Origin of the sequence: Streptomyces sp. NPDC086023, from assembly GCF_044540325.1 — a bacterium.
Taxonomy (GTDB): Bacteria; Actinomycetota; Actinomycetes; order Streptomycetales; family Streptomycetaceae; genus Streptomyces.
Map to the genome: position 1 here is coordinate 292,115 of NZ_JBITRX010000004.1, position 14,467 is coordinate 306,581.

Annotated in this window: 10 protein-coding genes; 5 read left to right on the plus strand and 5 right to left on the minus strand. The window is 71.8% G+C overall.

The features are described from left to right. Nucleotides 1–40: 40 nt before the first annotated feature. The 3 genes from ACIF6F_RS10765 to ACIF6F_RS10775 form a co-directional block, all read right to left on the minus strand. A complete protein-coding gene (locus tag ACIF6F_RS10765) occupies nt 41–835 on the minus strand; it encodes a hypothetical protein (RefSeq protein ID WP_399944180.1) in 795 nt (264 codons plus the stop codon). A gap of 148 nt (nt 836–983) precedes the next feature. Next, nucleotides 984–2,147, minus strand: coding sequence for a metallophosphoesterase (locus tag ACIF6F_RS10770; protein ID WP_399944183.1), 1,164 nt, complete (start codon nt 2,145–2,147; stop codon nt 984–986). Between the two features lie 206 nt (nt 2,148–2,353). Then, nucleotides 2,354–3,466 carry a LacI family DNA-binding transcriptional regulator gene (locus tag ACIF6F_RS10775; RefSeq protein WP_399944186.1) on the minus strand — a complete coding sequence of 371 codons (1,113 nt, stop codon included), beginning with the start codon at nt 3,464–3,466 and terminating at the stop codon, nt 2,354–2,356. Between the two features lie 351 nt (nt 3,467–3,817). Between ACIF6F_RS10775 and hisC the strand changes: the two genes are divergently transcribed. Then, complete coding sequence (gene hisC / locus ACIF6F_RS10780; RefSeq protein ID WP_399944189.1) at nt 3,818–4,897, plus strand: histidinol-phosphate transaminase; 1,080 nt, start codon at nt 3,818–3,820, stop codon at nt 4,895–4,897. A gap of 75 nt (nt 4,898–4,972) precedes the next feature. Here hisC and ACIF6F_RS10785 read toward each other — a convergent pair whose 3' ends face one another. Continuing rightward, entirely contained in the window at nt 4,973–5,341 is a 369-nt protein-coding gene (locus ACIF6F_RS10785; protein ID WP_399944192.1) for a cyclophilin-like fold protein, read from the minus strand. Between the two features lie 192 nt (nt 5,342–5,533). Between ACIF6F_RS10785 and ACIF6F_RS10790 the strand changes: the two genes are divergently transcribed. The 4 genes from ACIF6F_RS10790 to ACIF6F_RS10805 all read left to right on the plus strand — a co-directional run bounded on the left by ACIF6F_RS10790 (nt 5,534) and on the right by ACIF6F_RS10805 (nt 13,501). Beyond that, nucleotides 5,534–7,039, plus strand: a complete 1,506-nt coding sequence (locus tag ACIF6F_RS10790; protein ID WP_399944194.1) for a cytochrome ubiquinol oxidase subunit I — start codon at nt 5,534–5,536, stop codon at nt 7,037–7,039. A gap of 18 nt (nt 7,040–7,057) precedes the next feature. After that, complete coding sequence (gene cydB, locus ACIF6F_RS10795; protein WP_399944197.1) at nt 7,058–8,062, plus strand: cytochrome d ubiquinol oxidase subunit II; 1,005 nt, start codon at nt 7,058–7,060, stop codon at nt 8,060–8,062. 96 nt (nt 8,063–8,158) lie between these two features. After that, nucleotides 8,159–11,761 carry a thiol reductant ABC exporter subunit CydD gene (gene cydD / locus ACIF6F_RS10800; protein WP_399944200.1) on the plus strand — a complete coding sequence of 1,201 codons (3,603 nt, stop codon included), beginning with the start codon at nt 8,159–8,161 and terminating at the stop codon, nt 11,759–11,761. Between the two features lie 24 nt (nt 11,762–11,785). Further along, complete coding sequence (locus ACIF6F_RS10805) at nt 11,786–13,501, plus strand: GAF domain-containing sensor histidine kinase (protein ID WP_399944203.1); 1,716 nt, start codon at nt 11,786–11,788, stop codon at nt 13,499–13,501. Between the two features lie 75 nt (nt 13,502–13,576). On the opposite strand, the gene ACIF6F_RS10810 is transcribed toward ACIF6F_RS10805, so the two are convergent. After that, nucleotides 13,577–14,434, minus strand: a complete 858-nt coding sequence (locus tag ACIF6F_RS10810; RefSeq protein ID WP_399944206.1) for a Cof-type HAD-IIB family hydrolase — start codon at nt 14,432–14,434, stop codon at nt 13,577–13,579. Nucleotides 14,435–14,467: the final 33 nt, after the last annotated feature.

Here is a 14,467-nt window from a genome sequence, read left to right on the forward strand (position 1 = left end):
GGGCGCGGCACAGCCGTGTTTCACGTGAAACATCCGGACGCTAGTCCGGCCGGCGGTCCGGGCCGCCGAAGTCCGGGCTCGTGAAGTCGGGACTGGTGTAGCTCGGGCGGGGGGTGGGGTCTTCGCCGGCCGGAGAGGTGAAGTCCGGCCGGGTGTAGCCGAGGCTCGGCATCCGGCCCGACGGGCGGTACGAGGACGGTGCCGCCGGATCCCTTGGGTCGGCCAGAGCGTCCCGCAGGAACGGCAGCACACCCCGCTCCAGTAGCGCGTTGAGCCAGGCCTCCCGGGCCCGCGCGAGCTCTTCCGGCACGGCGAGCGTGTCCTCGGCCACGACCTCGGTGGAACTGTTCCGCACCGCCGTCACCAGCAGTCCGATCGCAGCGACCAGGATCGCGACCACGGTCAGCCCGCCGAACAGCCAACCGGCCGTCAGCATCGTCTGAGCGAAGGCCGGTTCAGGGTCCAGGAGCTTCAGGAAGTACCCGACCAGCAGGAATATCAGCATGGCCGTGACGGACAGCACGGGTGCCAGTACCGCCACCACCGCGCTGGCCCCTGCCCCGCCGGTGCCGTCGTCGGTGACCCGCGGTTCCTGGCGCGCCGGGTCGCGCAGGTCTTCCCGTACCTTCACGAAGTGCTCGTACTCGGGAGCCGCCGCGGTGGTCAGGATGCCGGTCGCGTTGAGTGCCATCGTGCGCAGCTGTTCGGCGTTCAGCCGTTCGCCGACGGAGGCCAGGTCGGGCCGCTCGGACGCGGTGCGGAGCACCTCGTCCAGCAGGCGGAGGAACTCGGGCCGGTCCTCGGTCAGCAGGTGCGGAGCGCTGGTCATGTGCATCCCCCGATGCTCCGTCGGCGCCGGTTTGCCCGCGTAGACAGGGGGTCCGGCGGAAACGGAGGAGAGCCTGCTACGGATAGAGCGATGGTAGAGCGCCCACGTGGTGCCGTGACAGGGGCTTTCGGTAAATACCCCGGACGGTGAACGGTCAGTCGCGCAGCGGAAGTTCGACCACCAGCAGCTTTCCGGCCATGGTCACCCCGCCGTCCATCGCGATGGCGAGCCCGTCGGCGTACACGTGCGGCCCTTCGACGGTCGGGCCGTCCGAGTCCTCGCCGTCCTCCGAGCCGACCTCGCCGAGGAGGTACGGGATGGGGCTGTGCCCGTGCACGATGCGCGAGCCGCCGTAGGTGGCGAGCAGCCTGCGCACCTCGCCGGGGCCGGACTCCTCGTCCCGGAAGCTGAAGCGCTTGGTGAACTTGCGGAACAGGTCCCAGCACTCGTTGGCGTCGTTGCGGTTGAGGGCCTGCTTGACGGTGTCGTTGACCGCCTCGACGGAGTCGCCGTAGTCGAGGTACGCGATCGTGTCCGAGTGGAGCAGCAGGTGGTCGTCGACGACCGCGGCCGCGTCGAGCCGGGACATCCACTGGAGGTGGACGTCCTCCAGGCGCTCCATGTCGGTGCGCTGGCCGCCGTTGAGCAGCCAGGCGGCCTGGAAAGTGGCGGTGCCGGCGCCGGAGCTGACCGGGGTGTCGCCGAACCGCTTGGCGCCGATGAGCAGCAGCTCGTGGTTGCCCATGAGGGCCTTGCAGTAGCCGCCGGCCGCGGCGGCCTCGGCCGAGAGGCGCATGACCAGGTCGATCACGCCGATGCCGTCGGGGCCGCGGTCGGTGAAGTCGCCGAGGAACCAGAGCCGGGCGTTGCCCGCGGCCCAGTGGCCGTCGGAGTCGGTCAGGCCCTTGGCGCGGAGTTCGGCGACCAGGTCGTCGAGGTAGCCGTGTACGTCGCCGACCACCCACAGGGGGCCGGGGCCGCCCGAACGCTCCTCGGGGACGTACTGGATCTGCACGGTGTCGCCGGGGCCGCCCGTGGGGCGTGCGCCCTGCCCGATGACCGGGAGGTCGCGCTGGGTCGGGGTGTAGCCGTCCGGGTCCTCGGCGGGGGCCGCCGAGGGGGCCGGGTAGGCGTGGGGCTCGGGCGCCGCGGACCGCTGCACCGGCGCGGCTGCGGGGTGGTGCGCGGCGGGCTGTGCCGGATGGCCGGGGGTGCCGGCGTACGGATGGAACTCGGGGGTGTACTCGGCCGCCGGAACGCGGAAATCCCGGAGCGTCTCCGTCCGCATCGCGGGTCCCTGACCTGCCCCCTGAGCCATCGACCCCTCCACCACCTCGCGCTGCCGTGCACCTGCGGACCCTCCTGGCCGGAGGGTCCGTGATGTCGTGCGCCCATCATAGGAATGCAGCTCGCTCTGTGTGACGCACCAGGGGTGGTGAATCCTGGACGGACACGAACCGGGCTGGTTGTTTCTCCCGATTTGGGTGGTCTGGACGGGTGATCTTGTGGATCCGGGCCGCGTCTTCAGTCCCGTGCCGGGGATCGGGGCGGGCTGACCGTGGTACGGGGAGGCCTGCGCTGGGACGAAGTACGGACGATGAGTTCGGTCGGTATCACCTGCTCGACCGGCCGGCCGCCGTCGACCCCCTCGATCGCGTCGATTAGCAACTGCACGACGGCGGTGCCGATGCGGCGCGGTTTGAGGGAGAGCGTGGTGATGGGCGGTTCGGTGTTCGCGTACACCGTGGACTCGCTGCAGCACACGAGCAGCAGGTCGTCCGGGACGCGCAGCCCGTAGCGGCGGGCGGCGGCGAGCAGGTCGGTGCCGTTGGGGTCGAAGAGGCCGTACACGGCGTCCGGGCGGTCCGGGCGGGCGAGCAGCCGGTCGGCGGCGACCGCGCCCGCGCACGGGTCGTGTGCGGGGTAGGACTCGTACACCGGATCCTGGCCGACCCGGGCGCACCAGTTGAGGTACGCGGTCGTCGAGAGCCGGGTGTACGTGTCCGTGGTCGTCCCGGTGAGCAGCCCGATCCGACGGGCGCCCGCGGCGGCGAGGTGGTCCAGGAGGTCGAGTACGGCGGCCTCGTGGTCGTTGTCCACCCAGGCGGTGACCGGGAGGGAACCCGCCGGACGGCCGTCCGAGACCACCGGCAGGCCCTGGCGGACCAGCTCGGTGACCACGGGGTCGTGGTCGGAGGGGTCGATCACCACGGTCCCGTCCAGCGCCACGTTCGACCAGACGTCGTGGCGGGAGGTCGCCGGGAGGATGACGAGGGCGTACCCGCGGGCGAGTGCTGCGGAGGTGGCGGCTCTCGCCATCTCCGCGAAGTACGCGAATTCCGTGAAGGTGAAAGGTTCATCCCCGTACGTCGTCACGGTCAGGCCGATGAGGCCCGATTTCCCGGTACGGAGGGTTCGGGCCGCGGCGGAGGGGCGGTACCCCAGCCGGTCTGCGACCTCGCGGACGTGGCGGCGGGTGGCGTCCGGCAGCCGGCCCTTGCCATTGAGCGCGTCCGAGACAGTTGTGATCGAGACGCCGGCCGCGGCGGCCACGTCTCTGATGCCTGCCCGTCCTTGCCGGGCGGCCCGCCGGGGGGTCTCCGTCCGGCTCACCTGATGCTTCCCTGCTGCTGTCATGGCGAGCCGATAGTAGGGCTCGGTGGGGTGGGTGGTCCGGGTGCATATGCAGTCGTTGACAGGCACGTTTCTGCATGGTTCGCCACCCCCAATGACCTTGGAAATAGAGGTAGTTGCTGGTTGGAGGTCCGGGCTGGCGCTTGTCGGCGGGTACGGGCATGCCAAAGTGTCGATGTTTCGAAGTGGTCTCAACTCACCTTCACGAGGGATGCGCGCCACGGCGCAAGCCACCGGCGCACGCATATATGCAAGCGCTCCCCTCGTTCCCTCTGCCAGCCATTCTCCGAACGGCGGAATCCTCATAAGGTGAGCAGTATTGAACTTGCACGGGAAGGTCGAGGAGGACCTGCGGTGAGCGAGAAGAGCCCGAAGCTGCGCGCCGAGCTGGACGGCATCCCCACGTACAAGCCGGGGAAGCCCGCCGCTGCCGGGGGCCCGGTCGCGTACAAGCTGTCCTCCAACGAGAACCCGTATCCGCCGCTCCCGGGCGTGCTGGAGAGCGCGGTCGCGGCGGCGAACAGCTTCAACCGGTACCCGGACATGGCCTGCACCGGCCTGATGACCGAGCTCTCCGAGCGCTTCGGCGTGCCGGTCGAGCACATCGCCACCGGCACCGGCTCGGTGGGCGTGGCCCAGTCCCTGATCCAGTCCACGGCGGGCCCGGGCGACGAGGTGATCTACGCCTGGCGCTCCTTTGAGGCTTATCCGATCATCGTGCAGATCTCCGGCGCGAAGTCGGTGCAGGTGCCGCTGACCGAGGGCGACGTGCACGACCTGGACGCGATGGCGGACGCCATCACCGACCGGACGCGGCTGATCTTCGTCTGTAATCCGAACAACCCCACCGGCACGGTGGTGCGCCGGGCCGAACTGGAGCGCTTCCTGGACCGGGTGCCGTCGGACGTCCTGGTCGTGATCGACGAGGCGTACCGCGAGTTCATCCGGGACGCGGAGGTGCCGGACGGCATCGAGCTGTACCGCGACCGGCCGAACGTCGCCGTGCTGCGCACGTTCTCCAAGGCGTACGGCCTGGCCGGCCTGCGCGTCGGCTTCGCCGTGGCCCACGAGCCGGTGGCCGCGGCGCTGCGCAAGACGGCGGTGCCGTTCGGCGTCAGCCAGCTGGCGCAGGACGCCGCGGTGGCCTCGCTGCGGGCCGAGGACGAGCTGCTCGGCCGGGTGGGTTCGCTGGTGTGCGAGCGCAAGCGGGTCTACGAGGCGCTGGTCGACCAGGGCTGGACCGTGCCCGAGACGCAGGCCAACTTCGTGTGGATGCGGCTGGGGGAGCGGACCGCGGCGTTCGCGGCGGCCTGCGAGAAGGCCGGTGTGGTGGTCCGGCCGTTCCCCGGTGAGGGCCTGCGGGTCACGATCGGTGAGACCGAGGCGAACGACCTCTTCCTGCACGCGGCGGAGGCGTTCCGCAAGGAGCTGTAGTTCCCAGGGCCGGGTGCCCGGACGTCATCGTGCCGGGAGCCACGGTCGTTCAGTGGGGTCCGCGGGGGCCGGCGGTCACGCCGGCTCCACGCGGACGGGGTCGCCGTCGCGAACGGTGGCCAGGAGGCGGGGGTCGCCGTCGAACGAGCCGAGCACGTTGCACGGGCTCGCCAGGCGGCTCTCGCCCCCGCGCGAGATGGGCGTGGGGCCGTAGGGGAGTGCGAGCGCGTCGCCCTCGGTCCAGAACGCGACCGTGCCCGGCTCGACGACCTGCCGGGCGTCGTCCTCCAGGGCCACGGACACGCCGGTGTCGAAGTAGACCTCCTCGCCCCAGGTGTTCGCGGAGGCGTGGATGGGGAGGGCCGCGAACAGCGCCTTGCTGGTCGGGGTCTCGTCGAGGGTGGCGGTGAGCTGGCCTGCGGGCCAGGAGATTCGTATCTGCATGGCCGAATTCAACAATATGTTGAATTCCTTGGCCAGAGGTGTACCCCCCGGATGAAAGATCGCGGAACCGGTACGACATAATGCTTGTGAATGTGAACGCGTTCACAAGCGTGTCCTGATTCCTCCCCTATTGGGAGAGATCGGGCAGGCAAACTGCCGATGTGACCACGGCGACCGTAAGGAGAAGACGACGTGGAACTAGCTTTGGCGCCGGAGACGCTGGCGCGCTGGCAGTTCGGCATCACCACCGTCTACCACTTCCTCTTCGTTCCCCTGACGATCTCCCTCGCCGCCCTCACCGCGGGACTGCAGACGGCTTGGGTCCGTACGGAGAACGAGAAGTACCTCAGGGCCACGAAGTTCTGGGGCAAGCTCTTCCTGATCAACATCGCGATGGGTGTCGTCACCGGCATCGTGCAGGAATTCCAGTTCGGCATGAACTGGTCGGACTACTCGCGGTTCGTCGGTGACGTCTTCGGTGCCCCGCTGGCGTTCGAGGCGCTGATCGCCTTCTTCTTCGAGTCCACGTTCATCGGGCTGTGGATCTTCGGCTGGGACAAGCTGCCCAAGAAGATCCATCTCGCCTGCATCTGGATGGTCTCCATCGGCACCATCCTGTCCGCGTACTTCATCCTCGCGGCCAATTCCTGGATGCAGCACCCGGTCGGCTACAGGATCAACAAGGCGAACGGGCGGGCCGAGCTCACCGACTTCTGGGCGGTGCTCAGCCAGAACACCACGCTCACCCAGGTCTTCCACACGCTCTCGGCGGCCTTCCTGACCGGCGGTGCGTTCATGGTCGGCATCGCGGCCTTCCACCTGATGCGCAGGAAGCACATCCCCGTGATGCGCACCTCGTTGCGGCTCGGCCTCGTCACCATCGTGATCGCCGGCATGCTGACCGCGCTCAGCGGCGACCTGCTTGGCAAGGTCATGTTCAAGCAGCAGCCGATGAAGATGGCCGCCGCCGAGGCGCTCTGGGACGGCGAGGCCCCCGCCCCGTTCTCCGTCTTCGCCTACGGCGACGTGGACGAGGGGCACAACAAGGTGGCCATAGAGATCCCCGGCCTGCTGTCCTTCCTCGCCAACGACGACTTCGACTCCTTCGTCCCCGGCATCAACGACGTCAACAAGGCCGAGCAGGAGAAGTACGGGCCCGGCGACTACCGGCCCAACATCCCGGTGGCCTACTGGGGCTTCCGCTGGATGATCGGCTTCGGTATGGCGTCCCTCGCGCTCGGTGCCGTGGGCCTCTGGCTGACCCGCCGGAAGTTCATGCTGCCGGCAGCCCACCGGACCGGCGACGACGAGGTGCCGAACCTGGTGCTCTTCAAGAAGCCGCTGGGTGCCCGCCTGACCAAGTGGTACTGGCTGCTGGCGGTGTGGATGCTCGGCTTCCCGCTGATCGCCAACTCCTGGGGCTGGATCTTCACCGAGATGGGCCGCCAGCCGTGGGTCGTCTACGGCGTCCTGCGGACCCGGGACGCGGTCTCGCCCGGTGTCTCCCAGGGCGAGGTGCTCACTTCGATGATCGTCTTCACCCTGCTCTACGCCGTGCTCGCGGTGATCGAGGTCAAGCTGCTGGTGAAGTACGTCAAGGCCGGACCGCCCGAGCTGACGGAGTCCGATCTCAACCCGCCCACCAAGATCGGCGGCGACGACAAAGACGCCGACCGGCCGATGGCCTTCTCGTACTGAGGCCGAGGGGATCGCGCCATGGAACTCCACGACGTCTGGTTCGTACTCATCGCCGTCCTGTGGACCGGCTACTTCTTCCTGGAGGGCTTCGACTTCGGCGTCGGCGTCCTGACCAAGCTGCTGGCCCGGGACCGGGCCGAGAAGCGGGTCCTGATCAACACGATCGGGCCGGTCTGGGACGGCAACGAGGTCTGGCTGCTCACGGCGGGCGGCGCGACCTTCGCCGCCTTCCCCGAGTGGTACGCCACCCTGTTCTCCGGCTTCTACCTGCCGCTGCTCATCATCCTGGTCTGCCTCATCGTGCGGGGCGTCGCCTTCGAGTACCGGGCCAAGCGGCCCGAGGAGAAGTGGCAGACCAACTGGGAGCACGCGATCTTCTGGACCTCGCTGGTCCCGGCCTTCCTGTGGGGTGTGGCCTTCGGCAACATCGTGCGGGGCGTCAAGATCGATGCCGACATGGAGTACGTCGGCACCTTCTGGGACCTGCTGAACGTCTACTCGATCCTCGGCGGCCTGGTCACGCTCACCCTGTTCACCTTCCACGGCGCGGTCTTCACCTCGCTCAAGACGGTCGGTGACATCCGGGACCGCTCGCGGAAGCTCGCGCTGCGGCTGGGTCTGGTGACGGCGGTGCTCGCGCTGGTCTTCCTGATCTGGACCCAGGTCTCGAAGGGCGACGCCAAGAGCCTGGGCGCGATGATCGTGGCCGTGCTCGCCCTGGTCGGTGCCGTCGGAGCCATCGTCGCGGGCCGGGAGGGCTGGTCGTTCGCGCTGTCGGGCATCACGATCGCGGCCGCCGTCGCGATGCTCTTCCTGACGCTCTTCCCGAACGTCATGCCGTCCTCGCTGAACGACGCGTGGAGCCTCACGGTCACCAACGCCTCGTCCAGCGCCTACACCCTGAAGATCATGACCTGGTGCGCGGCCGTGGCCACGCCGGTGGTCCTGCTCTACCAGGGATGGACGTACTGGGTGTTCCGCAAGCGGATCGGCACCCAGCACATCGCCGACCCGCTCCACTAGGTACCGCCAGGTCCCGCTGGGGCCCGCGCCTGTCCGCCCCGTGCCGGGGGCGTCTCGTCCGACGCCCCCGGCCTCCCGCCGAGGGGGATGTTTCACGTGAAACCGATCGACCCGCGTCTGCTCCGGTACGCCCGGTCCACCCGCCACTTCCTCGTGGCGACGGTGGTGCTCGGCCTGGTGGGGGCGGCGCTGGTCGTCGGCCAGGCGATGCTGATCGCCGAGGTCGTGGTGGGCGCCTTCCAGCACGGACTGGGCGCCGCCGACCTGCGGAACCCGCTGCTGCTGCTCGCGGCCGTGGCCCTCGGCCGCGCCCTGGTGTCCTGGCTGACCGAACTGGCCGCGCACCGGGCCAGCGCCGCGGTGAAGTCGGAGCTGCGGGGCCGGCTGCTGGACCGGGCCGCCGACCTGGGCCCCTCCTGGCTCAGCGGACAGCGCACCGGCTCGCTGGTGGCACTGGCCACCCGGGGCGTGGATGCCCTCGACGACTACTTCGCGCGGTACCTGCCCCAGCTGGGGCTGGCCGTGGTGGTGCCGGTGGCCGTACTGGCCCGGATCGTCACCGAGGACTGGGTGTCCGCCGCGATCATCGTGGTCACCCTGCCCCTGATCCCGGTCTTCATGGTGCTCATCGGCTGGGCCACGCAGGCCCGGATGGACCGTCAGTGGCAGCTGCTCTCCCGGCTGTCGGGCCACTTCCTCGACGTGGTCGCCGGCCTGCCGACGCTGAAGGTGTTCGGGCGGGCCAAGGCACAGGCCGAGTCCATCCGGGCGATCACCGCCGACTACCGGCGGGCGACGCTGCGGACCCTGCGGATCGCCTTCCTGTCCTCCTTCGCGCTGGAGTTGCTGGCCACCCTGTCGGTTGCGCTGGTGGCCGTGACGATCGGCATGCGGCTGGTACACGGCGAGCTGGACCTGTACACGGGCCTGGTCATCCTGATCCTGGCGCCCGAGGCGTACCTGCCCCTGCGTCAGGTGGGCGCGCAGTACCACGCGGCCGCTGAGGGGCTGGCGGCCGCGGAGGAGATCTTCGAGGTGCTGGAGACCCCGGTGCCGGGGGCGGGCGGGACCGTGGCCGTGCCGGCGGATGCCGGCCTGCGGGTCGAGGGCGTGTCCGTGCGGTACCCGGGGCGGGAGGCCGACGCCCTCGCCGCCGTCTCGCTGACCGTGGCCGCGGGGGAGACCGTCGCGCTCACCGGCCCGAGCGGCGTGGGCAAGTCGACGCTGCTGCAGGTGCTGCTGGGGTTCGTGCGGCCCACGACCGGCCGGGTGCTGGTCGGAGGGACGGACCTGGCGGCGCTGGCGCCCGAGGAGTGGCGGGCCCGGATCGCGTGGGTGCCACAGCGGCCGTACCTGTTCGCCGGCACGATCGCCGAGAACGTCAGGCTGGCCCGGCCCGGGGCCTCCGACGCGGAGGTGGAGCGGGCCCTGGACGACGCCGGGGCCCGGGAGTTCGTGGCCGCGCTGCCCCGGGGGGCCGAGACAGTCCTGGGCGAGGGCGGGGTGGGGCTGTCCGCCGGCCAGCGCCAGCGGCTGGCCCTCGCGCGGGCGTTCCTCGCGGACCGGCCGGTGCTGCTGCTGGACGAGCCGACCGCCGCGCTCGACGGGGAGACCGAGGCGGGCGTGGTCGAGGCGGTACGACGGCTCGCCGCCGGGCGCACGGTGCTGCTGGTCGTGCACCGGCCCGCGCTGCTGTCGGTTGCCGACCGGGTGGTGCGGCTGGGGTCCGGCGGGCAGGTGGCGGGGGCCGCGGTGCACGTGCCGGGCGCGGGGGTGCGGACGGGCGCGGCGCGGGGGGCGGAGGACCGTACCGGCGCGAGCGAGGAGCGGGACGCCGGGGAGCGTACGGCGCCGGGCGCGGCGGGTGCGGTGGGCGGCACCGGGGACCGCAAGGCCCCGGGCCCGGCGGTCGACGGGGCGGTACCGGGATCCGGGCTGCCGGTGCTGGCCCGGGTGCGCACCGAGGCGCGCCGCCGGTGGGGCCGCCTCGCGGGCGCCCTCGGACTGGGCAGCCTCGCCACCGCCTCGGCGGTGGGCCTGATGGCGGTCTCCGGCTGGCTGATCTCGCGGGCCTCGGAACAGCCGCCCGTGCTCTACCTGATGATGGCGGTCACCGCGACCCGCGCCTTCGGCATCGGACGGGCCGTCTTCCGGTACGCCGAGCGGCTCGTCTCGCACGACGCCGTGCTGCGCATGCTGGCCGACCTGCGGGTCTCCGTGTACCGCCGGCTCGAACGCATCGCCCCCGCGGGACTGCGACGCACTCGGCGCGGCGATCTGCTCTCGCGGCTGGTCGCCGATGTCGACGCGCTCCAGGACTACTGGCTCCGCTGGCTGCTGCCGCTCGGCACCGCCGTCCTCGTGGGCGCCGCGTCCGTCGGGTTCACCGCCTGGCTGCTGCCGGCCGCCGGCGCGGTGCTCGCCGCCGGGCTGCTGGTCGCCGGGGCCGGCGTACCCCTGCTCAGCGGTGCGGTCGCGCGCCGCGCCGAGCGCCGCCTCGCGCCCGCCCGGGGCGAGCTGGCCACCCAGGTGGCCGATCTGCTCTCCGGTACCGCGGAGCTGACCGTCGCCGGAGCCCTGGCCGGCCGCAAGCAGCAGGTCCGCGCCGCCGACTCCCTCCTCACCCGCATTGCCCGCCGCGGCGCCTCCGCCACCGGCCTGGGCTCCGGGCTCACCGCCCTGGCCTGTGGACTCACGGTGGTGTTCGCGGCGCTGGCCGGGGTCCGCGCGGTGGCCGACGGCCGGCTGTCCGGGGTGGCCCTGGCCGTCGTGGTCCTGACTCCGCTGGCCGCCTTCGAAGCGGTGGCCCCGCTGCCGCTCGCCGTGCAGTACCGCCAGCGGGTCCGGCGCAGCGCGGAGCGGGTGTACGAGGTGCTCGACGCGCCCGCGCCCGTACGGGCCGCCGACCCCGCCGAGCCGCCGGCCTCGCCCTTCCCGCTGCGGCTCCGGGGCCTGCGCGCCCGGTACCCGGGACAGGAGGGCGACGCCCTCGCCGGGATCGACCTCACCGTCGAAGCGGGCCGGCGGATCGCCGTGGTGGGTGCTTCGGGCTCCGGCAAGACCACGCTGGCGCAGGTGCTGCTGCGCTTCCTCGACGCGGAGGAGGGCTCGTACACGCTCGGCGGCACCGATGCCCGGGCCCTCGACGAGGACGCCGTGCGCCGGTTCGTCGGCCTGTGCGCGCAGGACGCCCACATCTTCGACAGCTCGGTACGGGAGAACCTGCGGCTGGCCAGGACCGGTGCCACCGACGCCGAACTGCGCGAGGCGCTGGCCGCGGCCCGGCTCCCCCTGGACCTGGACACGCCGGTAGGTGAACACGGCGAACGGATCTCCGGCGGCCAGCGCCAGCGGCTGGCCCTGGCCCGCGCCCTGCTCGCCGACTTCCCGGTGCTGGTGCTCGACGAGCCCGCGGAACACCTCGACCTGGAGACCGCCGACGCCCTGACGGCTGATCTGCTGACCGCGACCGAGGGCCGCACCACGCTGCTGATCACCCACCGGCTCGCGGGTCTCGACGCGGTGGACGAGGTCGTCGTCCTGGACCGCGGCAGGATCGTCCAGCGCGGCGGGTACGCGGCGCTGGCGGAGGCCGAGGGCCCGCTGCGGCGGATGCTGGAGCGGGAGTGGGCGGCCGACCGGCTCTCCGGCCGGGAGAGCCGGGGCAGCAGGACCGCCATGGCCGACTTTCCCCAGTAAAAGGGACTAACTAGGCTCAAGGTCATGTCAGTGCAGGAGTCGCAGGAATCCCCGGACCCGCTCGATGCCGCCACCCAGGCGACACGGAGCCTCCAGGGACTGTCCACGGAGCTCACCGCCCGCGTCCCCCAGCTGCTGGAGGCGATGCGCTCGGTCGGCACCGGTCTCGAGCTGCACTCCACCCTCGACCGCATCTGCGAGACGGCCGCCGAACTGGCCGATGCGCAGTACGCCGCCATCGGGGTGGTGGACGTCGAGGGCCGCGGGCTCTCGGACTTCGTCACGTACGGCATCGACGAGGAGACGTCCCGGCGCATCGGCCACCGGCCCGACGGCAAGCGGGGCCTGCTGGGCGCGCTGATCAGGGACCCGCAGCCGGTCCGGCTCGCCGACCTGACCAGCGACCCGCGCTCCGCGGGCTTCCCGCCGCACCATCCGCGGATGCGCAGCTTCCTCGGCGTACCGATCCGCGTGCAGGGCGAGATCTTCGGCAACCTCTACCTCGCGGAGAAGCGCGGCGGTGCCGAGTTCAACGACTACGACCTGCACATGGTCCGGGTGCTGGCGACCGAGGCGGGCATCGCGATCGGCAACGCGCGGCTCTACGAGGCGGCCACCCAGCGGGAGCGCTGGATCGACGGCTCCGTCGCCGTCACGACCGCGCTGCTCTCCGGCGGCGACGCGGACGACGCGCTGGCGGTGGTGGCCGAGCAGGCGAGGCACCTGGCGGACTCTGCGGCCGGGATAGTGATGCTGCCGGCGGAGGACGGCGGTATGGAGATCGTCGCGGTCTCCTCCGACAACCCGGCCACCTCGCTGGGCGTGGTCGTCCCCGCCGAGAGCGCGGTGGTCGACAGCCTGATGGCGGGCGACCCGGTCTTCGTGGACGACGTCTCCGCCGATCCGCGCATGATCAGCCGCCTGACCAGCCAGTACGGCCCCTGCATGATGCTGCCGCTGCAGAGCGGGGGCCGGGTGCTGGGCGCCCTGGTGACTCCCAGGGGGCGGGGCAAGCGGCCGTTCACCGAGGCCGAGCGGACCCTGGCCACCCAGTTCGCCTCGCAGGCGGCGCTCGCGCTGATGATGGCCGAGGCGCAGCGGGACCGGGAGCGGCTGGCGGTCTACGAGGACCGCGACCGGATCGCCCGCGACCTGCACGACCTGGTGATCCAGCGGCTCTTCGCCACCGGGATGATGCTCGAAGGCGCGCAGCGCAGGTCGATCGTGCCCGAGGTGCGCGAGGGCGTCGGCAAGGCCGTCGACGAGCTCGACGTGACCATCCAGGAGATCCGTACGGCGATCTTCGCGCTCCAGCAGGGGCCGGCGGAGGCGCCCTCGGGGCTGCGTACCCGGGTGCTGCGGGAGATCAACATGGCCGCGGTGCCGCTGGGCTTCAAGCCGTCCCACCGCTTCCTGGGCGCGGTCGACGCCCTGGTGGGGGAGCTGGTGGGCAAGAACCTGATCGCCGCGCTGCGGGAGGCGCTGTCGAACGCCTTCCGCCATGCCGAGGCCGGCCGGATCGAGGTGCTCGTCGACGCCACCGCCAAGCTGGCGGACGGGCGGCCGGCGGTACGGCTGGAGGTGGCCGACGACGGGGTGGGCATCCCGGAGGGCGGGCGCCGGAGCGGGCTGCGGAACCTGCGGCGCCGTGCCGAATCCCTGGGCGGGGCCAGCTGGTACGGGCCGGGCCTCGGCGAGGACGGGGGCGGGACGCGGCTGGTGTGGGAGGCGCCCCTGTAGGGCGGAGCGGCCGGCGCCGGGCCGGGTACGGCCTGCGGGGCCGGTGCCGCCGTGGTGGGCGGGCCGAGGGTCCCGTCAGCCCTCGCGCTCCGCCAGCATGCGCTCGATGACGACGGCCACGCCGTCCTCGGTGTTGGCGACGGTCCGGCCGGAGGCGGCCGCGATGACGTCCGCGTGGGCGTTGCCCATGGCGTAGGAGGTGCCGGCCCAGGTGAGCATCTCGATGTCGTTCGGCATGTCGCCGAACGCCACCACCTCGTCGGCGGAGATGCCGCGCTCGGCACAGCACATGGCCAGGGTGCTCGCCTTGGAGACCCCGGGCCCGCTGATCTCCAGCAGGGCGGTGGGGCTGGACCGCGTGATCGAGGCGTGCTGACCGGCGGCCTCGCGCGCCAGGTCCAGGAAGGCGTCCGGGGCGAGTTCGGCGTGGTGCGCCAGCAGCTTGAGCACCGGAGCCGTGCTGTGCTCCTCGTGCAGCAGCTTCTCCGCGACGGCGACCGTGGCGCCGGGGTCGAGGAAGAAGGGCGGGTACGCCGGCTCGTAGTTGATGCCCGTGGTCAGCTCGACCGCGAACGACGTGCCGGGCACGGCGGCGCGCAGCGCGCGGACCACGTCCAGGGCGACGGGCCGGTCGAGGGGCCGTACCTCGATGATCTTCCGTCCGGCGTGCAGGTCGACCACGGCGGCGCCGTTGGCGCAGATGGCGAGGCCGTGGCCGTGGACGTGGGCGCTGACCACGTCCATCCAGCGGGCCGGGCGGCCGGTGACGAAGAAGACCTCGATGCCGGCGGCCTCGGCCGCGGCCAGCGCGGCGACCGTGCGGTCGGAGACCGTCTTGTCGTCCCGCAGCAGGGTGCCGTCGAGGTCGGTGGCGATCAGCCGAGGGGCCCGGGGGTGCTTGGGAGCTGCGGTCACCCGTCCATCTTCGCCCATGACGGCGCGTGTCCGTGCGACAGGTCGCACACC